The organism is Variovorax sp. V93, assembly GCF_041154485.1.
GTDB lineage: Bacteria > Pseudomonadota > Gammaproteobacteria > Burkholderiales > Burkholderiaceae_C > Variovorax > Variovorax beijingensis_A.
This window is the reverse complement of the sequence record NZ_AP028669.1, coordinates 2155218-2178623: the sequence shown is the minus strand read 5'-3', so window position 1 is coordinate 2178623 and position 23406 is coordinate 2155218. Positions and strand designations below refer to the sequence as shown.

Genomic DNA, 23406 nt, shown 5'->3' with positions numbered 1-23406 from the left:
GTGCAAGCATCAACCGGGCCGCTCCACCTGCAGCAGGGCGAGCACGCCGTTCAGCGGCACCTGCGCCCAGTCGATGCGGTTGTTGAGCTCGTAGCGCAGTTCGTACAGCGCCTTCTCGGTCTCGAACAGCGCGAGCAGGTCGGCGTCGATGCGGATGGCCTGCTCTCCCGCGCCGGCCTCCATGTAGCCGTCCAGGAAGGCCTGGCGTGCCGACTGCTCCCAGGCGGCCGCCGGCGGCCCCAGGTAGGCGGCCTCCTCCACGCTCTGCGCCACGCGCCGCAGCGCGGCCCAGCGCGCATAGTTGAACGAGCGCAGCATGCCGGCCACGTCGCGCAGCGGCGAGCCCTTGGCGCGGCGCTCGTCGAAGCTGCGCGCGGGCTCGCCTTCGAAGTCGATGATGACGAAGTCGTTGTCCTGCAGCAGCACCTGCCCGAGGTGGTAGTCGCCGTGGTAGCGGCTCTTGATGCCGCCCTGGGCCTGCGGCCGGCGCGCCGCGACGGCGTCCTGCAGCGCGTCCTCCATGGCGAGCAGGGCCTGGGCGTCGGGCTGCGCCGGTGCCGGCAGCTGGGCCAGCCTTTCGCGCAGCAGTGCCAGTGTAGCGGCGGCGTCGGCGCGGGCTTGCTCCGCGTAGTGCGCGATGTCGCTGTCCAGCAGCGGCTCGGGGTCGAAGGCGGCCGCGCCGGTGCGCAGCGCCAGCGCCTTGTGCAGCTCGGCGGTGCGCCGGCCCAGCGTGGCCATGAGCGCGAGAAAGCCGCCGTGCACGGCCATCGGGTCCGGCAGCGCGCCGTCGGTGGTGGCGAAGTCGCGCAGGAAGCGCTCCAGGTAGCCCAGCGTGTGGTCCCAGCCGTCGCCCTGGTTCGACACATAGGACTGCACCATGGCGAGCGTCATGGTGCGTCCGTCGTTGCCGGTGTATTCGAGCGCGCCCAGCACCGGAACGCAGTGCGGATATCTGGCCACCTCGGTCAGGAAGCGGCCCATCTCCAGTTCGGGGTTCAGGCCCTCGCGCAGGTGGCGGTAGCCCTTGAGGAACAGGGTCTCGTCGAGCGTGACCACGGTGTTGCTGCTCACGCCGCTGGGCCGGCCGACCGGCAGGCTCGCGATGTCGGCCTCCACCTCGGCGAAAGCGGCCGTCGCGCGGAACCTGAGCCGTCCCTGCGTGGTTTCCAGATCCAGGCCGCTGCGGATGGCCAGCACCAGCTCGCGGCAGAAGGCCTCGTCGTAGAACGCATCGCCCATCAGCCCCACCTGCGCCTGCTGCCGCACCTTGGCGAGCGCGGCCTGCGCGACGCCGGCCATGCGCTCCTCGTCGCGTTCTTCCCAGGCCAATGCCAGCGGCATGAAGTAGGTGGCGCCGCCGGGCGGGCCGTCGAGCTCGAGCAGCGGCAGCATCCAGCTGAGCGGGCCTGCCTCCCAGATGACGTGGTCGGCCAGGCGCGCGCGCTCGATGGCGGTGCCCTTCGATGCATACCAGCGCTGGATCTCGATGTGGCGCGGCAGCGTCTCCAGTTCGAACTGGTTGCGCATGCGCTCCGACATGCCGATGCGCCAGGGCATCACGCGGTCGCGGAAGAAGCTGGTCCAGCCGTCGAACAGCACCAGCGTGGGCCATTCCTGCAGCGCCACGCCCTCCTGGTGCCAGCTGGGCATCTCGGCATCGGAGGTGAGCCTGAACCAGTAGAAGCCGTACGAGGCCAGCGTGAGCAGGTAGGGAAGCTCGCCGATCGGCGGGAACGGCGCGCGGCCCAGCATCTCGATGGGCACGCGGCCCTTGAAGGCCGAGAGGTCCAGCTCCACCGGCTGCGCGGCGCGCGACAGGTTGAACACCGTGAGGATGATGTCCTCGTCGTATTCGCTCAGGTAGGCCAGGATCTTGCGGTTGCCCGGCTTCAGGAAGCGCCGCTTGCCGCGGCCGAAGGCATGGCTGGTCTTGCGCACGGCCAGCATGCGCTTGGTCCAGTTGAGCAGCGAGCTGCTGTCGCGCGCCTGCGCCTCCACGTTGAGCGCCTCGTAGCCGAACATCGGGTCCATGATGGGCTGCAGGTACAGCCGCTGCGGGTCGGCGCGCGAGAAGCCGGCATTGCGGTCGGGGCTCCACTGCATGGGCGTGCGCACGCCGTTGCGGTCGCCCACGAACACGTTGTCGCCCATGCCGATCTCGTCGCCGTAGTAGATGATGGGCGAGCCCGGCATCGACAGCAGCATGCCGTTCATGAGCTTCACGCGGTCGATGTCGTTCTCCATCAGCGGCGCGAGGCGCCGGCGGATGCCCAGGTTGATGCGCGCGCGCAGGTCGGCCGCGTACATGGTGTACATGTAGTCGCGCTCCTTGCTGGTCACCATCTCGAGCGTGAGCTCGTCGTGGTTGCGCAGGAAGATGGCCCACTGGCAGCCCTCCGGGATGTCGGGCGTCTGCGCCATGATCTCGACGATGGGGTGCCGGTCCTCCTGCGCGATGGCCATGTACATGCGCGGCATCAGCGGAAAGTGGTACGCCATGTGGCACTCGTCGCCATCGCCGAAATACTCGCGCACGTCCTCGGGCCACATGTTGGCCTCGGCCAGCAGGAAGCGGTTCTTGTACTGCGCATCGATGGCGGCGCGCACCTTCTTGATCACCGCATGGGTCTCGGGCAGGTTCTCGTTGCTGGTGCCGTCGCGCTCCACCAGGTAGGGAATGGCGTCGAGCCGGAAGCCGTCCACGCCCATGTCGAGCCAGAAGCGCATCACCTTGAAGATGGCTTCGAGCACGGCCGGGTTGTCGAAGTTGAGGTCCGGCTGGTGGCTGAAGAAGCGGTGCCAGTAGTAGGCCTTGGCCACCGGGTCCCAGGCCCAGTTGGAAGTCTCGGTGTCGGTGAAGATGATGCGCGTGCCCTGGTAGAGCTGGTCGGTGTCGCTCCACACGTAGAAGTCGCGTTCGGGCGAGCCGGGCGGTGCGCGGCGCGCGGCCTGGAACCAGGGGTGGTCGCTCGAGGTGTGGTTGATGACCAGCTCGGTGATCACCCGCAGCCCGCGCTCGTGCGCGGCGTCGAGCATTTCGCGGAAGTCGTCCAGCGTGCCGTACTGCGGGTTCACGTCCTCGTAGGCCGAGATGTCGTAGCCGTCGTCGCGCAGCGGCGACGGATAGAAGGGCATCAGCCAGATGGTGTTGACGCCCAGCTCCTTCACGTAGTCGAGCTTGGCCGTCACGCCCTTGAAGTCCCCCATGCCGTCGTTGTTGGAGTCGAAGAACGCCTTGACGTTGAGCTGGTAGATCACCGCGTCGCGGTACCACAGCGGGTCGTCGCTGATGTCGATCTCTACCGTTTCGAGCGCGATGTGGGAGACAGGGGCGTTCATCGTTGCGGCCTCACAGGAAGTAGTCGAAGTCGCGCTCGTCGCCGTGGCGCCGCCGTACGACGAAGATGTGCGCGGGCACGCTGTGCGGATCGAGCTTGACGTAGTGCCAGCCGCCCTGCCAGATGAAGCGCTGCCCGCTCAGCAGGTCGTGCATCTGGAACGGGCGCGAACGGTCGACGCCCACGCTCTGGGGGTCGAGCTCGAGCCAGCCTGACTGCACGTTGTGCGGATCGAGATTGACCACCGTCACGACCACGTTGTCGCCGCCCTCCGAGACCTTGGCATAGGCCAGCAGCTGGTCGTTGTCGATGCGCAGGAAGCGCAGGCCGCGGTCCCGGTGCAGCGCCGGGTTCTCGCGGCGGATGTGGTTCACGCGGGTGATGAACGGCGCCAGGCTGCCCGGGTCGTCGTGGTTCCAGTGGCGCAGCTGGTATTTTTCGGAGTCCAGGTATTCCTCGCTGCCGGGCGAGCGCGGCCGGTGGTCACGCAGCTCGTAGGCCGGCCCGTAGATGCCGTAGTTGGCCGCGAGCGTGGCGGCAAGCACCAGCCGCGCCATGTACACCGAGGCTTCGCCGCCCTGCAGCTGCTCGTGCAGGATGTCGGGCGTGTTGGGCCACACGTTGGGCCGGAAGTAGTCCACGCCGGGCGGCGTGGAAAGCTCGGTGAAGTATTCGACCAGCTCCTGCTTGGTGTTGCGCCAGGTGAAGTAGGTGTAGGACTGCGAGAAGCCCAGCTTCGCAAGCCGGTGCATCACCTTCGGCCGCGTGAAGGCCTCGGCCAGGAAGATCACTTCCGGATGCGCGCGCCGGATCTCGCCGATCACCCACTCCCAGAATGCGAAGGCCTTGGTGTGCGGGTTGTCGACGCGGAAGATGCGCACGCCCTCGCCGATCCAGTGCTCGATCACGCTGCGCAGCTCGGCCCACAGGCCGCGCCAGTCCTCGCTCTCGAAGTTGAAGGGATAGATGTCCTGGTACTTCTTGGGCGGGTTCTCCGCGTACTGCACGCTGCCGTCGGGGCGCCAGCGGAACCAGTCGGGATGCGCCTTCACGTAGGGATGGTCGGGCGCGCACTGGAAGGCGATGTCCAGCGCGATCTCCAGCCCGTGCGAGGCGGCCTCTGCGCAGAGGTGGCGAAAGTCTTCCGCCGTGCCCAGCGCCGGAAGAATGGACTTGTGGCCGCCCTCGGCCGCGCCAATGGCCCAGGGGCTGCCGACATCGTCGGGCCCGCTGGCCAGCGCGTTGTTGGGACCCTTGCGCTGCAGCCGGCCGATCGGGTGGATCGGCGGAAAGTACAGCACGTCGAAGCCCATGGCCGCGATGGCGGGCAGCCGCGCCTCCACGTCCTTGAAGGTGCCGTGCACGCCGGGCGTGGTGCCGGCCGAGCGCGGGAACAGCTCGTACCAGGTGCTGAAGCGCGCACGCTCGCGCTCGGCCTCCAGCGGCAGCTCGAGGGAAAAGCGCACCTCGTGCCGGCGGTCGGGGTGCCGGCGCGCCAGCATGGCGAGCTCTTCGTCCAGCGCCAGCGCCTTGAGCGCCGACACGTCCGCGCCGGGGTCGGCTGCCACGGCATCGAGCTCGGTGGCCCAGTTGGCCAGCGCCTGGCGGTCCGCGCCCTCGGCCCGCTCGGCCGCGCCCGCCACTTCCAGCGCGCCCACCTGCGAGGCGATGCGCACGTCGTCGGGGTCCACGCGGCGCGTCATTTCATGGCGCCACGACTCGAAGGGATCGACCCAGGCCACCACGGTGTAGAAGTAGCGTCCGAGCGCGGGCGGCGCAAAGGACGCCTCCCACACGTCGTTGACGAGCGGCTTCATCGGCACCTCGCGGAACTCGGCCTTGCCCTGCGGACGCCAGCACAGCTGCACGCGCAGCACGTCGTGGCCGTCGGTGAAGCAGTGCGCCTTCACCTGCACCCTTTCGCCGACGATGCACTTCACGGCGAAGCGGCCGTGGTCCACCGACGGCAGCACGGCATCGATGACCGCGCGGCGGTTGCCGTCGCGCACATCGGGCGCCACGGAAGCCGCGGGCGCCTGCGGGTTTGCGAACAGTTTCATCATGATGGCCGGTGTTCGAGAATCAGCGTGGACAGCGGCGGCAGGGTCATGCACACCGAGTGCATGCGGCCATGCGAACGCACGGGGGCGGCCTCGACGCCGCCAAGGTTGCCCCACCCCGAGCCGCCGAACTCGACGGCGTCGGTGTTGATGAGCTCGCTCCAGAAGCCGGGCAGCGGCACGCCCAGCAGGTAGTTGGTGCGCGGCACCGGCGTCATGTTGCTGACGACCAGCAGCGGCGGATGGCCGTCGCGCGGCTTGCGCAGGAAGGCGAACACGCTGGCGTCGGCATCGTCGGCCGCCACCCATTCGAAACCCGATGCGGAGAAATCCTGCTGGTAGAGCGCGGGCGCGCCGCGGTACACGCGGTTGAGCTGCGCCACCAGCCGCTGCAGGCCGCCATGGTCTTCGAGCTCGCAGACCCACCATTCGAGCTCGCCGTCGTGCGTCCACTCGCGCCGCTGCCCGAACTCGCCCCCCATGAACAGCAGCTTCTTGCCAGGATGCGCCCACATGAAGCCGAACAGCGCGCGCAGGTTGGCGAACTGCTGCCATTGGTCGCCGGGCATCTTGCCGAGCAGCGAACCCTTGCCGTGCACCACCTCGTCGTGCGACAGCGGCAGCACGAAGTTCTCGTGGAACGCATACACCAGCGAGAAGGTCATCTTGTGGTGGTGGTACTTGCGGTGGATGGGCTCTTGCTTCATGTAGGCGAGCACGTCGTGCATCCAGCCCATGTTCCATTTCTCGCCGAAGCCCAGCCCGTCCATGTCGGTCGGCCGCGAGACGCGCGGCCAGGCGGTGGATTCCTCGGCCACGGTGATCGCGTCGGGGAACTCGCGGTAGACCGCGCGGTTCAGCGTACGCAGGAAGTCGATCGCCTCCAGGTTCTCGCGGCCGCCATGGCGGTTGGGAATCCATTCGCCGTGCTGGCGCGCGTAGTCCAGGTAGAGCATGGACGCGACCGCATCGACGCGCAGCCCGTCCACGTGGTACCGGTCGAGCCAGAACAGGCCCGACGACACCAGGAAGCTGCGCACCTCCGCGCGGCCGTAGTTGAAGATGCTGGAGTTCCACTCCGGGTGGAAGCCCTGGCGCGGATCGGCATGCTCGTAGAGGTGCGTGCCGTCGAAGAACGCAAGGCCGTGCTCGTCGGCCGGAAAGTGCGAAGGCACCCAGTCCAGCAGCACGCCGATGCCGTTCTGGTGCAGGTGATCGACCAGGTACATGAAGTCCTGCGGCGAGCCGTAGCGCGCCGTGGGCGCGAAGTAGCCGGTGGTCTGGTAGCCCCAGGAGCCGTAGAACGGATGCTCCGTCACCGGCATGAGCTCCACGTGCGTGAAGCCCATCTCCTTCACGTAGGCCGCGAGTTCATGCGCGATCTCGCGGTAGCCCATGAAGCGGCCTTCGCGGCGGCGCCACGAGCCCAGGTGCACCTCGTAGACCGACATCGGCGCATCGAGCGCATTGCGCGCGCCCCGCGTGGCCATCCAGTCGGCGTCCTTCCAGTCATAAGAAAGTTCGCAGATGCGCGAGGCCGTGGCGGGCGGCAGCTCTGCGCAGAACGCGACCGGGTCGGCCTTGTCGACCGTGTAGCCGCCGAAGCGCGAACGGATGCGGTACTTGTAGGCCTGCCCCGGCGCGGCATGGGGCGCGCGGCCCAGCCAGATGCCGGTGCCGTCCGCGGACGGCGCCAGCGGATCGGCGTCGCCGGACCAATGGTTCCAGTCGCCGACCACCGTCACCGATTCCGCGTTGGGCGCCCACACCGCAAAGCGCGCGCCGCCCTCCTTCAGCGGGTGGCAACCCATGAGGTCGTACAGGCGGGAATGCGTTCCTTCGCGGAACAGGTAGGCGTCTTGCGCCTCAGGCTCTGAAAGCAGTTGGGTCACTGGCACCGGTGTTCCTTGCTTGCATGAAGGCCAGCGACCGGGTGTCCAACGGAACACGCTTTCGGCGTCCACAAGGCCTGAGCACACAATTTGCAAAGAATCCGGGCGCAGCGGGTAAGGCTGAAACCTCCTTGCCGTGTCGGAGAGTTGCCCATCACGCGATGGGGGGCGCGGCGTTTTTCAGGCAGCCAGAGGCGTGGCCTGCGGTGCGGTTTGCGAGCCCCCGGACCGGGGAGAAAGGCGCCGCGAAAAATCGTCCACCGTCAGCACGATCGGCTGGTTCGGGTCGGCGCGGTAGCGCTTGAGCGCCGCAGCGCCAATGACATCGAAGTGCGCCTTGCAGGTTTCCAGCAGGCGGTCGCCCAGGTTCCTGGTGCCGAACACGTCATGCAGGGTTTCCTCCGAAATCTGCCCGATGACGCGTGCGCCATCGTGGCCGTCCGGGTAGATCGCGAAGCGGACGGCCGCCGTGTCAAAGCAATAGATGCCTTCGAAGTCCATGTCTGTCTCCTGATGAATTTTTCGCTTGCATGAGCGAATCGGATTCAGCGCGGAACCACGCATCCGGCGGCATGGATTTGCGCGCATGTTCAGGAAGGATGCGGCCTACAAGCCCTGCGAGGGGCGCGAATCGCGGCTTCGCGCTGGTAAGACTTGCTGCAATGCATGTCCGAAGCGCCTTGCGCCGAGCCAGTTCTTCGGGCCCCGGGAGCCGGCTCCGGGCTGTGGCAGCTCGCCCGGGTAGCGGATCCGCACGAGCTCCTCGCGTCCTTTCTCGGTGATGGCCAGCACCTGCGCCGCGGGCTCGCTGCCTGCGAGCTTCAGGGGGTCGGCTGGCGCCGGAATCAGTGCAATCACGAGCCCCGCCTGGCGCAGGATCCTGACCTCGTCGATCTCCTTGAGCGTGCGGAAAGACACGGGCAGGCGGGATGCGGCAATCTGCTTGAGCAGGTCCATCGGCATGGCAAATCTCCTTCAGGTTTGGAATGACGATTGACGATTTCGACGAGGATCGATTTAGGTGCGCGCGGCGCCCGTTCAAGAGGCCTCGAGCCGAGTTTTTTTCAATTGCGGCATCGGCCTTCATAGCACCTGGGCAATCGGGTTACCGCCCCCCCGGACATCCCCCCTTGAAAACCCGCAGCGAGCGCCTATTTCGCTGATCGGAAGCGCTGGAGACGCACGCCTCCGGCGCGCCGTTCAACCTGTTGTTTTGAATGGAGGTTTTCGCCATGTACCGATCCCTGTTTCCGCGCGACATGTTTGCAGAGATGGATCGCCTGCAGCGCGAGATGCAGCAGGCCTTCGATCTGTCTCCGACCATCCGGGGCTTCGGCCGCAACGGCTTCCCGGCCCTGAACATCGGCGGCACGCCGCAGACGGTGGAGATCTACGCGTTCGCGCCCGGTGTCGACCCGTCCAGCCTCGAAGTCAACCTCGAGCGCGGCCTGCTCACCATTGCCGGCCAGCGCGCCAACAACCTGCCCGGGTCCGATGCCAAGGCGGCCGTGCACATCAACGAGCGCTTCGAGGGTTCGTTCCGCCGCGTGCTCACCCTGCCCGACGATGCCGACCCCGACGCCGTGAGCGCCAAGTACCGCGATGGCGTGCTGCACATCACCGTGCAGCGCCAGGCCTCGTCGCAGCCGCGGCGCATCACCGTTCAGTGATGACGGTGAAGCAACCATGAAATGAAGAAAGGAGAGACGATCATGGACAACAGCAACACCCCCACCACTTCGTCCCGCGCGGCCGGATCGAAGGAGCTCGCGCGCAAGGAAGACAGCACGCGCTACAGCGACGCGGCGCTGACGCCGCCGGTGGACGTGGTCGAGGACAGCGGCGGCATCACGCTCTTTGCCGACCTGCCGGGCGTCTCGCGCGACAAGCTCAGCCTGCAGGTCGCGTCCGACACGCTGACCATCGAGGCCGAGTCGGGGCTCTCGGTGCCCGAGGGGCTGGAATCGAGCCATACGGAGGTGGGCCTGGGCCGCTTCCGCCGCGTCTTCACGCTCAGCAAGGAACTCGACACCAACGCCATCTCGGCCGAGCTTTCGCAGGGCGTGCTGAAGCTGCGCATTCCCAAGGCCCAGCATGCGCAGCCGCGGCGCATCGAGATCCAGACAGCCTGAGCGAGGGGTGCCGCATGCCATGCTCCGGAGGTGAGAGAAAAGAGACGGCGAGCGGCACCGAGTGCCTGGCGCGCCTGCGCGCCGACGCCGCAGCCCTGAGCCCGCGCGCCGCGCACATCGCGCTGGCGCTCCTGCCCGCTGTCGAGCACCTGCCGGACGCATGGAAGGCGGGCCTGCGCAAGACGCTGACCCACCGCGCCAGCGCGGCCGCGCCGCTCTCCCCCATCGAGTTCGACGCGATCCGCGTGACCGCGGCCAGCCTTCCGCATGCGTATCCGGAATGGGTGGTTACCGACCCCGAGCATCCGAAGGCGCGGGCGCTGATCGTGAATGCATGGCGGGAGGCGCAGCGGCACGGGCGGGGTGGGTTGGGGGCTGCGGGCTGAAGCCGCCGGGCGAAGGCACAGGCCCCCGGCCTTCCATGGCTCACGAGGCTGACGATTGGGAGTCGCTGCGGCCTTCGTTCGCGGCGTCGCGAGTGGCCTTTGCCTTCTCGAGCAATGCCTGGATCTTCACGCCAAGCCACAGCAGCACCCCCAGCAAGAAGATGAGCGGCCCACCGAGCAGGAAACCGACCATGACGGCTTCCGGGAGCAGGTCATGCCCTTCGCCTCCGCCAGAGACCCTCGCACCGGCCCCCAGAAGGGCGACGAAGCCGACGTTCGCCACGATGGCGCCGATGACAATGAGAACGACCCCGACGGTGGACAAGCGCATAAAAAATCCTCATCTTGGTTTCTGCACGGCTCGCATTTCACAAGCACCAGCGCTTGCTGGAACGGCCGGCGTGCAGGTGCTTTGAATCGCCGCGCGTCGTGGGCATCTCGGCCTCCCGCGCGATGCCCTGGGCCACACGCGTGTGAGCAGACAGCAGGCCGCGCTCGGCACCTTCGAGCTGGCTGGTGCGCGGGGGTGTCGGTACCGGCGCTTGCGGCGGCGAAGAAGCAGCAGGCACCACGGCCTTGGCGGCATCGATAAGCGTCTTGGGCTCGCTCATGTCCCACTGGGGCAGCGGTGCCGGGGGAAGGGGCAGCACCTTGTCGAGATTGGGAAAGCGCAGGTCGGGGTTGAGGTAAAGGGCGTCAGCCAGAATCTTGTAGCGGCGGGCGCGAGCCTTGTCAGGCCCGGTAGTGACCGGACTCGCTCCATCGTCAAACGAGGCGAATAAGTAGCCCGCACATTTATTACAGCCGAACTTCACTCCGGCGTGGAGTAACTCTTGAGCGCGACTTGGATCATCAATCCGAAACGTCACTCCAAGTTCTAGCGCAGCTGCTCCGCTCCCTTGGGAAAAAGCACACTCAAGCATCTTCCGGCCAACAACATAGTTGCCCCAAAAGGAAGGGGGATCATCGTAGCCAGCGTTTAGCTTCTCTCCTAAATGGGCTTGCGCATTCATGCTTCCCATGTCCGCCGCCTTCTGCCAGAACGCATACGCCACCGTCGCATCCTGCTTGAGCGATCCAATGCCGCCCATGTACATCGTGCCCATGTTGTCCCAGGCCGCCGGCACCCCCTTGCGCATCAGGTCTTCGGTCAGCTCGACGGCCTTCTCGGGGTCTTGCTCAATGCCCAGCCCTTGCAGGTAGAGCCCTGCCAGGTTGAACTGCGCCTTCCAGTGGCCCAGCTTCATCGCCTGCTCGTAGAGCTGGGCCGCCTTGGCGTAATTGCGATCCTCCGACCACTTCTCGTAGCTCACGAGCGCCAGCGCCTGCTGGAACAGTGCTTCGGCTTCTGCCGTGATGGGCGGATTGGCGTCGGCTTCGTGCTTGCACGCGAAGTCCTTGCGGTGCGGATCGAACTTGTCGAGCCTGGTGAAGCGCGGCAGCTTGCCGTCCGACATGAAGGGTTGGTGAGGCTGGGCTTTGGAGTCGTCTTGCATGGGACATCCCGCCAGAAGGAGCGCAGCAGCAAACAGGGTTGCCGCCCCGGCTGTGCGGGTGCCTTGCATCACCGTGCGTTCACCCCGCCACGGGCGGATTGCCCACGCCGACCTGCGGAATCCTGCTGAAGCCCAGAGGGTTGGCCTGGTTCCACCAGGTCCAGATGACCTGCGCCGGATCGATGTCCAGGTGCTGCTCGCGCGGATCGGGGAAGGGCTGGCCTTCCATCACATAGGACTGGCGATGCCATTGGTTGAACGATGCCGCGAGCGCGTGGGATTCGGGTACGCGCGCTTGCCAGATGCCCGTGACGAGGCAGCGCGCGGCGCCGCTGCATCGCACCTGCGGCGTGGGCACCTCGGCCTCCCGCGCGATGCCCTGGGCCACGCGCGTGTGAGCAGACAGCAGGCCGCGCTCGGCACCTTCGAGCCGACTGGTGCGCTGGGACGATGGTGCCGGCGCTTGCGGCGGCGAAGAAGCAGCAGGCACCACGGCCTTGGCGGCATCGATGAGCGTCTTGGGCTCGCTCATGTCCCACTGGGGCAACGGTGCCGGGGGAAGCGGCAGCACCTTGTCGAGGTTGGGGAAGCGCAGGTCGGGATTGAAGTAAAGGGCGTCCGCCAGAATCTTGTAGCGGCGGGCGCGAGCCTTGTCAGGTCCGGTCGTGACCGGATTCGCTCCGTCGTCGAACGAGGCGAACAAATAACCTGCACTTTTTTGGCTACCAAACTTGACGCCTTCGTGTAGCACCTTGAGTGCGCGGGAATAGTCCTCACCCAAGGTCGGATCATTGCCGTTTAGATCCGCCCCAAGCTCGTATGCGGCGGGGCCATAGCCTTGTGCGAATGCGCACTCCAGCATCTTGCGCGAGATTGTCCTGTTCGCCCAGAACGATGGCGGATCGTTGTAGACACCAATCAGCTTTTGCCCAATGTATGTCTGCGACGCCATGCTTCCCATGTCCGCCGCCCTCTGCCAGAACGCATACGCCACCGTCGCATCCTGCTTGAGCGATCCAATGCCGCCCATGTACATCGTGCCCATGTTGTCCCAGGCTGCGGGCACACCCTTGCGCATCAGGTCTTCGGTCAGCTCGATGGCCTTCTCGGGGTCTTGCTCAACGCCCAGACCTTGCAAATAGAGTCCCGCCAGATTGAACTGCGCCTTCCAGTGGCCCAGCTTCATTGCCTGCTCGTAGAGCTGGGCCGCCTTCGCGTAGTTGCGATCTTCCGACCACTTCTCGTAGCTCACGAGCGCCAGCGCCTGCTGAAACAGTGCTTCGGCTTCTGCCGTGATGGGCGGATTGGCGGCGGCCTCGTGCTGGCAGACGAAGTCCTTGCGGTGTGGATCGAACTTGTCGAGCCTGGTGAAGCGCGGCAGCTTGCTGTCCGACATGAAGGGTTGGTGAGGTTGGGCTTTGGAGTCATCTTGCATGGGACATCCGGTCAGAAGAAGCGCTGTGGCGAACAATGCACCCGCTGCGCGGATGCATTGCGTCATCCAGGTTGTAGAGGTGTGCATGAACTAAGCAAACTTGACGAACGGCACCCCGCGAGGGTCCTCGAAGAGGTGGATGAAGCTATTGTTTTCCGGAACGTGCTCTTTGGCCTTGTTTCCGCTGTTCGCCTTCATCCGCTTCAACCACTTCTCATGCGTATCTGCGGTCTCTGCCCTCGTGCAATCCTTCCCATCCAAATCATCCCCCGCCAGATTCCCCCACACCCGCTTCCTCGCCGCCTTGGTGAACGCATACTCCTCCGTGCACAGGTTCAGTTCGCTGTCCGCCGCCATGCTGCGCGCGTTGAGGTTCGCGCTGCCCAGCGTCAGGTACACGTCGTCCACGATCATCAGCTTGCTGTGGATGTAGATCTCCCGGTAGCGCCTGGGCGTGATGTTGAAGTCGCTCAGGTTCTCGGGGTCCACGTCGTCGGCGTGGCCCCTGGCTTTCTCTTCCACGCCGGCCTGCGCGTCCTGAGCCTCGCTGTCGCGCGCCTTGATGCGGATGTTCTTCGCCTGGTTCGCGCTGTCGAAGGTCAGCAGCATCGCCACCAGCGGCTTGATGCCCAGTTCCTGCAGCTGCGCCTGCGCATCCACGGGCACCGTGTTGGCCGAGGCGCCCACCAGCCCGCCGCCGCCCCTGGCCCCCGCCTCCCGGCGCTTGCGTTCCCCCTGCACCTTCTTGTCGTACTCGCCCATCTGCGCGCCGGCGCCCAGCGTGCCGACCGTGTCGTAGGTGCTGGGGACCATCTGGCCGCGCTCGGGCTGCGGAATCACGACGAACAGGTGCAGCGGCGCCATGTCGGTGGGCGCCGCACCTGCCTCCTGCATGGCCCGGCGGTAGCGCCTGCGCACGTCCTTGAGCAGCCTGGGCCACTCGCTCAACTGGAAGTACTGGTTCTCCACGAAGATGTAGTTCAGCGCGTTGGCGCTGGCCAGCGTGTAGCCCTTGAGGATGGTGCCGTCGTCGGATTCCGGCTGGGTGCGCTGGATCTGCACCCGGCAGCGCGAGCCTGGCGGGCGCGGGATGTCTCGGGCCTGGATCGACTGGCGCCGGCTCGCGAGCTTCTCGCTAAAGGCTCCCGCCCCGTTGGCAGGAAAGAACCTGCCGGCCAGCCCGGGGATCACCTGCACGCCGGCGGCGCTGTCCCAGCCCTGCACGAAGTTCCGGTTGAGGCAGTGCAGCGCCTCGCCCTGCACCCGGATGGCGTAGTCCCGGTACGGCTTGCGGTGCCAGCGCGCCTCGTCGTAGTTGGTGTAGCTGTTGGGGCTGAGCTCGCGCCGGGGGTCGTTGAAGGCGTGCGAGGTGGTGTCCCAGTAGTCGGTCACGCTGTTCAGGCCCATCACGTAGCCGCAGACGTTGCGCGGCCTGCCGGCGGCGGCGGGCTCGTAGTCGATCAGGATCGGCTTCTGGTGATGGGTGCCCAGCGTGATCATGATGGCGGCCTCGCTCAGGTCGCGCTTCGAGTCGGGCAGGTAGCGCGCCAGGTTGGAGTGGATCTCGAGCGGGCTGCCGCGGCGCAGCCGCACTTCCAGGTTCTTGAAGCGCCCGGCCAGCGCGTCTTCCCACCACTGCTTGCAGTAGTTGGAGCGGTCGGTCAGCACCCAGGCGGAATTGGAACGGTTGTCGTAGGAATCGGCGCCCTCGGGCCAGGTGGTCCGGCTGGTCTTGGAGAAGGAGGTGGGCGCCCAGAACGCGGGAAAGTCCGGCACATTGCCCGCCACCTTGTTGACCACCAGGCTGTCGAACCACAGCAGCATGCGCACCTTCACGCCTTCGCCGGCCTTGCGCACCAGCAGGTCACCGTAGGTGGTGCCGTGCGGCCAGGTGGTCCGGCTGCGGGTCAGCTCCATGCCGGGGTCGAAGCCCCACAGCACCAGGTCGATGCTGCTGCCGGCCGCGAGGATGTCTTTCTCGATGGCCGCGAAGCCTTCCTGCCCGCACATGAAGAATTGCAGCGCGTTGTTGTCGTGGATCGGGTGCGTCCGGTGGTCCTTCTCCAGGAACCATTGCAGCGTGCCCTTGCTGCGCCGCTTGATCATGTCGACGTGGCTGACTTCGGGCTTTTGGATTTCGTCGAGGAGCTTGTTCAGATCAGCCATGATGGTTGTCGGCTCGAGAGAGGTTCATCATAGGGCGGCGTCGATGAGGGCGATCAAGTGGACGCCTGGCCGGCATCCGAGCCGCGCTCGCGCTGCGACCGGCGCTTCGAGCTGTCTTGCCCATCGCCGCGGTACCCCTTGTTGGACAGCTGATGCTCGTTGTACCGGGACTGCCCGGGATCGGGTTCCATCCGGTCCTGCGCCACCGGAACGTCGTGGACGGTTCCGTTGAAGAGCCGGACCTGGTAGCGCGCGCCCTTCTCCGCATCCTCGATGGTCAGCCGTCCGTGTTCGTCGAACAGGCCCTTGTGGATTTCGGCGCCGTTCTTCAGCAGCGTGTAGGCCTGGCCTGCGAAGAGCATGGGCGAGAACCCGGGAACGTGCTGCATGGAGAACGCGATCTGCGGATCAGGAGGCGTTTCCTTCAACGCCACGATTGCTGGTGCCATTGGCGGCACCGGCTTGTTGTCCGGACCGACCAGGTTGTGGCTCCCCGCATGCGCACGCCACTGCCCATTGGTGCCGCTCTCGATGCCATCCGCACTCCATCGGGTGTAGCTGGAGCCGCCGTTGATCAGCACCTCGTCCCGGGCCGTGATCGTGATGCGGTTGGCCTCCAGCTTGATGTTGAGCTTGGCCAGCGCATGGATGCTGGCCTTCATCGCCGTGATGTCGATGTCGGCCTTCGCCGCGGTCACGCGGATGCCGGCCCGGGCCGCGGACAGGCGCACCGCCTCCTTGGCGCTCACCAGGAAGCTGTTGCCGGCGGCGATGCTGGTGTGCGCGCCGCTCGTGAGGGCCGTGTGCTCGCCGCTCACGAGGTGGGTGCTGCCGGCCGTGGTGGCCTGGATGCCCGCCGGGCTGGCCAGCGTCAGGTGCGGCTCCTGGAACTCGGGGAAGAGGCCGTGCGCCTTGTCGCCGCCGCTGCCCGCGATGGCGTCGTTCTGCGCCTTCAGTGCCTTGGCCACCTCGTCCTGGTCGCCCGCCTCGTGCGCCTGGGCCGCCTGCGCGGCCTGGCCCAGGCTCTCGTGCAGGTCGCGCCCCTGCGTGAGCCGGGCGGTGGTCTCGGCCATGTCGGTGATGTGGCCCTGGGCGTTGGGCCGCGCCTCGGTGCTCAGCAGCAGGCCCTGGCCGGCGCGCAGGGCGCCATGGCCGTCGGTGCGCAGCTCGGCCCCTTGGCCGCGGTCGTCCCTGCGGCCCGTGACGTCGTCGAGGCGGCCGATGTGCCCCAGGCTCAGGCTGCTGCTCTGATGGTCGCTCTTGAGCTGGGCCTGCACCTTGCCCGTGGAATCGTCCAGCGCCAGGTGGTTGCTGCGCCCGCCGCCCAGCTCGCGGCTGCGGATGCCCGTGAGCTGCTTCTGCTGGGGCAGCTGCCAGGCCGGCATCTCGTCGGCGTTGTGCACCCGGCCGGTGACGATCGGGTGGTCCGGGTCGCCGTTCAGAAAATCGACGATCACCTCCTGCCCGATGCGCGGCAGCGCGGCCGCGCCGAAGCTGGCGCCGGCCCAGGATGTGGACACGCGCACCCAGCAACTCGAATGCTCGTCGCGCTGGCCCAGCCGGTCCCAGTGGAACTGCACCTTGATGCGGCCGTAGCGGTCGGTCCAGATCTCCTCGCCGGCGGGGCCGACCACCATCGCCGTCTGCGGGCCGCGGGTGCGCGGCTTGGGCGTGCTGCGTTGCGGGCGCCAGGCGTAGCTCGTGGGCTGGGCCTCGAAGGCGAAGCGCTGCACCGAGCCTTCGGAGGCATCCACCCCTTCGCTGGCCTGCAGGTTCTCCTGCAGCTCGTAGTCGACGGCCAGCAGCAGGTGCTGGCGGTTCTGGTCGTCGCGCGGGTGGTGCGTGAGCCTGAAGGTGTGGCCCGGGGCCAGGTCGCGCCGGTTGGCGCGGCCCGTGGCCCGGCTGCGTTCGCTCAGCTGCTCCTCGGTGCGGATGCGCGCATAGGCCTCGCCGTCCTCGTGCTGGGTGAAACCGCCGGGCCATTCGTAGCGCTCGAAATCGTCGTGGTCGTGGCCGGGCGGCATCTGCCGCAGGCTCGTGAGGTCGGCCCGGGGCTTCTCGAAGTCGTGGTCGTCGGTGTAGTAGTGGCCGGGGCGCACTTCGTCCGAGGAGGTCCATTCATGGATACGCTCGCTGGCTTCCAGCCCGCCGGTCATGCCGGCCTTCTCGTGCGGGTGGTAGCGCACGGCCTCGCCGCCGGGCAGCGGCGCGTGAGCACTGGCGATGTCGTCGGCGAAGACCAGCACCTGCTGCCCGGCCTCGTGGCGGAACCAGTAGTAGATGCCTTCGTGTTCGCACAGGCGCGCGATGAAGTCGAAGTCGCTCTCGTGGTACTGCACGCAGTAGGTCCAGGCGCGGTAGCTGCGGTGGAGCTTCTGCTCGAGCGGGTGGCCGTAGCGTCCGAGCACGGCCGCAACGATCTCGGGCACGGTCTGGTCCTGGAAGATGCGGAAGTCGCTGCGGCGCGTGGCCAGCCACAGCCACGGTCGCAGGCGCATGCCGTAGAAGGCCTGGCGGTCGTCCTGTCGCGCAAGGCCAAAGCGGGTGACGAGGCCGCCCAGGTGGCGCACGCCGCCGCGCTCGGTTTCCATCACCACGGTGGCGGGCTGGCCGAGCAGGGCCTTCGCATCGATCGCGTTGTGGCGCCCGAGCAGTTCGAGGTCGAAGGCGTACAGCTGGCTGAGCGCCTCGCGCCCCGCCAGGCGGTGGAATTGCAGTGCCTCGCCCAGCGGTGTCTGGAGGGTGACGCGGCGCTTCATGGCAGCCGCGGGCGTGCGGGCACGCTGTGCAGGTTGGACATGGGACTCCCTGGAGGTGTCTGCCGCTCCCGATGAGGGCAGGCTTTTATCCAGGGATTATGTAAGCCGATGTACCTGCGGTGGAAGCACCCGAAAGTAGCAATTTCCGCGGCGGACCTCTGGCAGTGCGCGCCTACGCCCATGTGGGCATCGCCCTACAACACCCCCGCCCCAGCCGGAAATAAGGTGGCCGCAAGGACATTCGAGAAATGGCGTTCCAGTCTTTCAGAAACCGGCAGCAGGCGGGCCGGGCGCTCGCCCGGAGCTTGGCAAGCTATGCCAACCGGCCGGATGTGATCGTGCTGGCCCTGCCGCGCGGCGGGACGCCGGTGGCCTACGAAGTGGCCAAGGCATTGAACGCGCCGCTCGACGTGCTCGTGGTGCGCAAGCTCGGCGTGCCGGGGCACGAGGAGTACGCGATGGGTGCCATCGCGGGCGGCGGCGAGCGGGTGCTGGATGAAGACCTCGTGCGCGAACTCGGCATCGGCGCAAAGGAGGTCGACGAAGTCGTGCGCAACGAGCAATACGAACTCGAGCGGCGCGAGCGCGCCTACCGCGGCGACCGGCCCGCACCCGACCTGCATGGCCGCACCGCCATCCTGGTGGACGATGGCCTGGCCACCGGCTCGACCATGCGCGTGGCCATTCGCGCGGTGCGCCGGCAGGCGCCGGCCCGCGTGGTGGTTGCAGCGCCCGTGGCGTCGCGCGAAGCCTGCGCGCTGCTGCTCGGCGAAGCGGATGACGTGGTCTGCGCCGAGACGCCGGAGCCCTTCCTCGGCGTGGGGCGCTGGTACCTCGACTTCTCGCAGACCAGCGACGAGGAGGTCTGCCATCTGATCGAAGACGCCAACCCTCATGGCGCGCTTCCTGCCTGAGGACCGTGGACGATGAATCCCTCACGCATTTCGGACGAGGCGCAGGCGCTGCGTGCCGTGGCGCATCCGATGGATGGATCTTCCAGCGACCATGACGCGTTGCTCGAACTGATCGGCGATGCGCACTACGTGCTGCTCGGCGAGGCTTCGCACGGCACGCACGAGTTCTATGCGGCGCGCGCGGACATCACGCGGCGCCTGCTGGCCGAGAAAGGCTTCAACGCGGTGGCCATCGAAGGCGACTGGCCCGATGCCTATCGCGTGAACCGCTACGTGAGGGGCGCGGGCGACGACGCCAATGCGCGCGATGCGCTCGCGGGCTTCCGGCGCTTTCCGACCTGGATGTGGCGCAACGAGGACGTCGCAAGCTTCGTCGAATGGCAGCGCGCCTTCAACGACGCAGGCCCGCCGCAGGGAAAGACCGGCTTCTACGGCCTGGACCTCTACAGCCTGCACGCCTCCATCGAAGCCGTGCTCGACTATTTCGAACGCACCGATCCGGTGGCGGCGCGCAGCGCCCGCGAACGCTACGGTTGCTTCGACCGCTTCGGCGACGGCGGACAGGTCTACGGCCTGATGGCCGGGCTCGGCAACACGCCCTCGTGCCAGCGCGAAGTGGTCGAGATGCTCGTCGAGATGCGCCGCGCCGCCGGCGACGCATGGCGCAGCGGCAGCGCAGCCAATGAGGAAGAAGCATTCGACGCCGAGCAGAACGCGCGCCTGATCAAGAACGCCGAGGCCTACTACCGCTCGATGTACCTGAGCGACGTGTCCTCCTGGAACCTGCGCGACCGGCACATGGTGGAGACGCTGGGCGAGATCGAGCGCCACCTGTGGCGCGCGAGCGATCGGCCGAAGCTCGTGGTGTGGGCGCACAACTCGCACCTGGGCGATGCGCGCGCCACCGAGATGGGCGAACGCCGCGGCGAGCTCAACGTCGGCCAGCTGGTGCGCGAACGCCAGGGCCGCGATGCGGTGCTGGTGGGCTTCACCACGCACACCGGCAGCGTGATGGCAGCCTCCGACTGGGGCGCAGCGGCCGAGCGCAAGCAGGTACTTCCATCACGCGCGGACAGCTACGAGGGCCTCATGCACGAGACCGGGCTCGAGCGCTTCATGCTGCCGCTGCGCGGCGAGGGAAGCCATTTCTTCGCGCTGCGCGAGGCGCGGCTCGAGCGCGCCATCGGCGTGATCTACCGGCCCGAGACCGAACGGCAGAGCCACTATTTCTTCGCGCGGCTGCCGGTGCAGTTCGATGCGCTGCTGCACTTCGACCGCAGCCGCGCGGTCGCGCCGCTGGAACGCGATGCGGTGGCCATGGACGCGGAAGTTCCCGAGACCTATCCCTCGGGCCAGTAGCCGCGTCTTTCCCCGCACCGTCTTTCGCGCACCGATCAGTGCGTGACGATCACGCCTTCGAGCGGCTGCAGCACCAGCTCGCCGGCCACCGCGCCGGTGCGGTCCGCATGGGTGGAAGCCAGCACGACCACTTCCGCCGGCAGCAGATCGGCGGCCACCCGGGTTTCGGTGGTGGCGAAGTTCAGCAGCACGACCAGCCGCCTGTCCCCGGAGGTTCTTGCATAGGCCAGCACGTCGGCGCCGGCATCGAGCTGCTCATGGCTTCCTTCGTGCAGCGCGGGCTCGTTGCGCCGCAGCGCGATGAGCCGCTTGTAGAGCTGCAGCATCGAGGCCGGATCGGCCAGCTGCGACTCCACGTTGCGCATGCCCCAGTCGCCGCCAAGGCGCAGCCATGGCGTGCCATCGGTGAAGCCGGCCGCATGTGCCCGGCTCCACTGCATGGGCGTGCGCTGCGGATCGCGCCCGAGGCCCTTGCCCGGCTCGTTCTTCTCGAACGGGTCCTGCACCTCATCGGGCGGAATGGGAACGTCGGTCAGGCCGATCTCGTCGCCGTAGTAGAGCGTGGGCGTGCCGCGCAGCGTCAGCAGCAGCATTGCCGCGAGCCGCGCCCGCTCCTGCCCCGCGCGGCTCGCGATGCGCGGCTTGTCGTGGTTGCCGAGCACCCAGTTGGGCGCCGCGCCGTGCGGCAACGCCGCCTCGTAGTTGCGCACGATGCGGTCGATTTCGGCCGCATGCCAGGGCGCCGCGATGAGCTGGAAATTGAACGGCAGCTGCACGCCCTGCAACAGGCCTTCGGAGGTGCGCCCGTAATAGGCCATGAGCCGCTCGAGCGGAAGATAGAGCTCGCCGATCAGCACCCGCGCCGAAGCCTCGTCGCTGAACGCGTCGACCACGCGGCGCATCTCGACCACGATGTCCTGCATCTCCGGCCGGTCCGTCGTGTAGAGCGCCAGCAGCCGGTGCGAGGGGTCCTGCCCCGGCTGGAACGACGGGTTGGGCGGGTTGTCGCGGAACTGGTCGTCCTTGACGAGGTGGTAGAGCACGTCGACGCGGAAACCGTCCACCCCGCGCCGCAGCCAGAAGCGCAGCACCTCGTACATCGCCTCGCGCACCTCGCGGTTGCGCCAGTTGAGGTCGGGCTGCTGCTTCAGGAAGGAGTGGCAGTAGTACTGGCCGCTGGCTTCGTCGAAGGTCCATGCCGGACCGCCGAAATTGCTGAGCCAGTTGTTGGGTGGGCCGCCATCAGGCGCAGGATCGCGCCACAGGTACCAGTCGCGCCTGGGGCTCGTGCGCGAGGCGCGGCTCTGCACGAACCAGGGGTGCTGGTCGGAGGTGTGGTTGGGCACGAAGTCCAGCACCAGCTTGAGGCCGCGCGCCCTGCATTCCGCCGCGAGCGCATCGAAGTCCTCGAGCGTGCCGAAGCGCGGATCGATGTTGCAGTAGTCGGATATGTCGTACCCGAAGTCGGCCATTGGTGAGGGGTAGATCGGCGATATCCAGATGGCATCCACGCCGAGCTCGACCAGATAATCGAGCCGCTTGCGGATGCCTCGCAGGTCGCCGATGCCGTCTCCATCGCTGTCCTGGAATGAACGCGGATAGATCTGGTAGACGATTCCGTTCTTCCACCAAGCATCGGCCGACATCGGGTTTCCTTTCGTGTGTTCCGGGTTTGCGAGGTTCCGATCTTCAGGAGGTTCCCCGCCATGATCAACGACCTTTGGTACAAAAACGCCGTGGTGTATTGCCTCTCCGTGGGAACCTTCATGGACTCCAACGGCGATGGCTGCGGCGACTTCGAGGGGCTGACACGGCGGCTGGAATACCTTCACGGCCTGGGTGTCACCACCTTGTGGCTGATGCCCTTCCATCCATCGCCGAGGCAGGACGACGGCTACGATGTTTCTGACTTTTACAACGTCGATCCCCGGTTCGGCACGCTCGGCGATTTCGTCGAATTCACGCATTCGGCTTCGCGCCTCGGCATGCGCGTGCTGATGGACCTGGTGGTGAACCACACCTCGGACCAGCACCCGTGGTTCCAGCAGGCGCGCAGGGACCGCAAGTCAAAGTATCACAACTGGTATGTGTGGTCCGACAAGAAACCGCCTCGCTACACCGATGGTGTGGTCTTCGCCGGCGTGCAGAAATCGACCTGGACCTTCGACAAGCTCGCAAGGCGCTGGTACTTCCACCGCTTCTATGAATTCCAGCCCGACCTGAACACCGCCAACCCCGAGGTGCAGGCCGAGATCCTGAAGATCATGGGCTTCTGGACCCAGATGGGCGTGTCCGGCTTCCGCATGGACGCCGTGCCCTTCGTGATCGGCGCAAAGGGCCCGAGGGTCGTGCGCCCGACCGAGAAGTTCGACATGCTGCGGCAGTTCCGCGAACTGCTCCAGTGGCGCCGGGGCGATGCGATCATCCTTGCCGAGGCCAACGTGCTACCCAGCACCAACATGGCCTACTTCGGCGAGGAAGGCGAGCGGCTGCACATGATGTTCAACTTCCAGGTCAACCAGCACCTCTTCTATGCAATGGCCGCGGGCGACTCGCGGCCGCTGGCCAAGGCGCTGGAGGCGACCCGGGCGCGTCCCGCCACCTCGCAATGGGGCATCTTCCTGCGCAACCACGACGAGCTCGACCTGGGCCGCCTGCGGCCCGCGCAGCGCCAGCGCGTGTTCGCCGCCTTCGGCCCCGAAAAGGACATGCAGCTGTACGACCGCGGCATACGCCGCAGGCTGGCACCGATGCTCGGCGGCAACCGGCGGCGCCTCGAGCTGGCCTACAGCCTGATGCTCACCCTGCCCGGCACGCCGGTGATCCGCTACGGCGACGAGATCGGCATGGGCGACGACCTGAGCCTGCCGGAGCGCAACTGCGCGCGCACGCCGATGCAGTGGTCCACCGAACGCCAGGGCGGATTCACCACCTCCTCGAAGCCGGTGCTGCCCGTGATCACGGGCGGTGCCTATGGCTTCGAGCACGTGAACGTGGCGGCCCAGCGGCGCGATCCCGAGTCGCTGCTCAACTGGATGGAGCGCGTGTTCCGCATGCGAAAGGAAGTGCCCGAGATCGGCTGGGGCAATTTCGAGGTGATTCCGAACGAGGAGCGGGCGGTGCTCGTCATGCGCTACGAATGGCGCGGCAACGCGGCGGTCTTCGTGCACAACCTCAGCGAAAGTCCGCTGGAAATAAAGCTCGGTGCCAAGGCGCTCGGCAGGCATGGCGGGCAGCTGGTCAACCTGCTCTCCAACGCGCACAGCCGCGCCAACCCCAAGGGAAAGCACTGCATGCTGCTGGAGCCCTACGGCTACCGCTGGTTCCGCGTCGGCCCGCTCGACTATCTTCTCAAGCGCGAGGAAATGTGAGGGTGCGGCGTGGGCGAGCGGCGTATGGGGGATTGCGCGCAGCGGCCCGGTCCCCGGTTCTGACACACTACGTGCAGGCGCAGCGCGGACCTCATCGC

The 23406-nt window shown here is 67.1% G+C and carries 17 protein-coding genes; 6 read left to right on the top strand and 11 right to left on the bottom strand.

The features are described from left to right. Positions 1–9: 9 nt before the first annotated feature. From treS to ACAM54_RS10300, 5 genes are all read right to left on the bottom strand, one after another. Positions 10–3339: a maltose alpha-D-glucosyltransferase gene (gene treS, locus ACAM54_RS10320; protein ID WP_369650620.1), complete on the bottom strand. Its 3330-nt coding sequence runs from the start codon at positions 3337–3339 to the stop codon at positions 10–12. A 10-nt stretch (positions 3340–3349) separates the two neighbouring features. Then, complete coding sequence (locus ACAM54_RS10315) at positions 3350–5401, bottom strand: alpha-1,4-glucan--maltose-1-phosphate maltosyltransferase (protein WP_309934211.1); 2052 nt, start codon at positions 5399–5401, stop codon at positions 3350–3352. Next, entirely contained in the window at positions 5398–7296 is a 1899-nt protein-coding gene (gene glgB / locus ACAM54_RS10310; protein WP_369650619.1) for a 1,4-alpha-glucan branching protein GlgB, read from the bottom strand. The genes ACAM54_RS10315 and glgB overlap by 4 nt, the downstream gene beginning before the upstream one ends. A gap of 174 nt (positions 7297–7470) precedes the next feature. After that, a complete protein-coding gene (locus tag ACAM54_RS10305; RefSeq protein WP_369650618.1) occupies positions 7471–7791 on the bottom strand; it encodes a hypothetical protein in 321 nt (106 codons plus the stop codon). Between the two features lie 105 nt (positions 7792–7896). Beyond that, complete coding sequence (locus ACAM54_RS10300) at positions 7897–8253, bottom strand: hypothetical protein (protein WP_369650617.1); 357 nt, start codon at positions 8251–8253, stop codon at positions 7897–7899. 269 nt (positions 8254–8522) lie between these two features. Here ACAM54_RS10300 and ACAM54_RS10295 point away from each other — a divergent pair, with 269 nt between their 5' ends. From ACAM54_RS10295 to ACAM54_RS10285, 3 genes are read left to right on the top strand one after another with little or no spacing between them, the layout of a single operon-like run. Continuing rightward, the gene (locus tag ACAM54_RS10295) at positions 8523–8960 is read left to right on the top strand and encodes an Hsp20/alpha crystallin family protein (protein WP_369650616.1); all 438 of its coding nucleotides are present in this window, start codon (positions 8523–8525) and stop codon (positions 8958–8960) included. A gap of 42 nt (positions 8961–9002) precedes the next feature. Further along, positions 9003–9422: an Hsp20/alpha crystallin family protein gene (locus ACAM54_RS10290; protein ID WP_145743164.1), complete on the top strand. Its 420-nt coding sequence runs from the start codon at positions 9003–9005 to the stop codon at positions 9420–9422. A 14-nt stretch (positions 9423–9436) separates the two neighbouring features. Beyond that, the gene (locus ACAM54_RS10285) at positions 9437–9808 is read left to right on the top strand and encodes a hypothetical protein (protein ID WP_369650615.1); all 372 of its coding nucleotides are present in this window, start codon (positions 9437–9439) and stop codon (positions 9806–9808) included. A gap of 40 nt (positions 9809–9848) precedes the next feature. On the opposite strand, the gene ACAM54_RS10280 is transcribed toward ACAM54_RS10285, so the two are convergent. The 5 genes from ACAM54_RS10280 to ACAM54_RS10260 form a co-directional block, all read right to left on the bottom strand. Continuing rightward, on the bottom strand, positions 9849–10139 hold the full coding sequence (locus ACAM54_RS10280; protein ID WP_369650614.1) for a hypothetical protein: 291 nt from the start codon (positions 10137–10139) through the stop codon (positions 9849–9851). 37 nt (positions 10140–10176) lie between these two features. Next, entirely contained in the window at positions 10177–11304 is a 1128-nt protein-coding gene (locus ACAM54_RS10275; protein WP_369650613.1) for a tetratricopeptide repeat protein, read from the bottom strand. A gap of 79 nt (positions 11305–11383) precedes the next feature. Then, complete coding sequence (locus ACAM54_RS10270) at positions 11384–12700, bottom strand: tetratricopeptide repeat protein (RefSeq protein WP_369650612.1); 1317 nt, start codon at positions 12698–12700, stop codon at positions 11384–11386. Between the two features lie 129 nt (positions 12701–12829). Next, positions 12830–14905, bottom strand: a complete 2076-nt coding sequence (locus tag ACAM54_RS10265) for a phosphatidylserine/phosphatidylglycerophosphate/cardiolipin synthase family protein (RefSeq protein WP_369650611.1) — start codon at positions 14903–14905, stop codon at positions 12830–12832. 53 nt (positions 14906–14958) lie between these two features. Next, entirely contained in the window at positions 14959–17664 is a 2706-nt protein-coding gene (locus ACAM54_RS10260) for a type VI secretion system Vgr family protein (RefSeq protein ID WP_369650610.1), read from the bottom strand. Between the two features lie 248 nt (positions 17665–17912). Here ACAM54_RS10260 and ACAM54_RS10255 point away from each other — a divergent pair, with 248 nt between their 5' ends. Together ACAM54_RS10255 and ACAM54_RS10250 are read left to right on the top strand one after the other, a co-directional pair. After that, on the top strand, positions 17913–18578 hold the full coding sequence (locus ACAM54_RS10255; protein ID WP_145743158.1) for a phosphoribosyltransferase: 666 nt from the start codon (positions 17913–17915) through the stop codon (positions 18576–18578). A 12-nt stretch (positions 18579–18590) separates the two neighbouring features. Continuing rightward, complete coding sequence (locus ACAM54_RS10250; protein ID WP_369650609.1) at positions 18591–19937, top strand: erythromycin esterase family protein; 1347 nt, start codon at positions 18591–18593, stop codon at positions 19935–19937. Between the two features lie 35 nt (positions 19938–19972). On the opposite strand, the gene ACAM54_RS10245 is transcribed toward ACAM54_RS10250, so the two are convergent. Further along, positions 19973–21583, bottom strand: coding sequence for an alpha-amylase family glycosyl hydrolase (locus tag ACAM54_RS10245; protein ID WP_369650608.1), 1611 nt, complete (start codon positions 21581–21583; stop codon positions 19973–19975). Positions 21584–21643: 60 nt separating this feature from the next. On the opposite strand from ACAM54_RS10245, the gene ACAM54_RS10240 reads away from it, so the two are divergent. Then, complete coding sequence (locus ACAM54_RS10240) at positions 21644–23308, top strand: alpha-amylase family protein (RefSeq protein ID WP_369650607.1); 1665 nt, start codon at positions 21644–21646, stop codon at positions 23306–23308. The last annotated feature ends 98 nt before the right edge of the window (positions 23309–23406 follow it).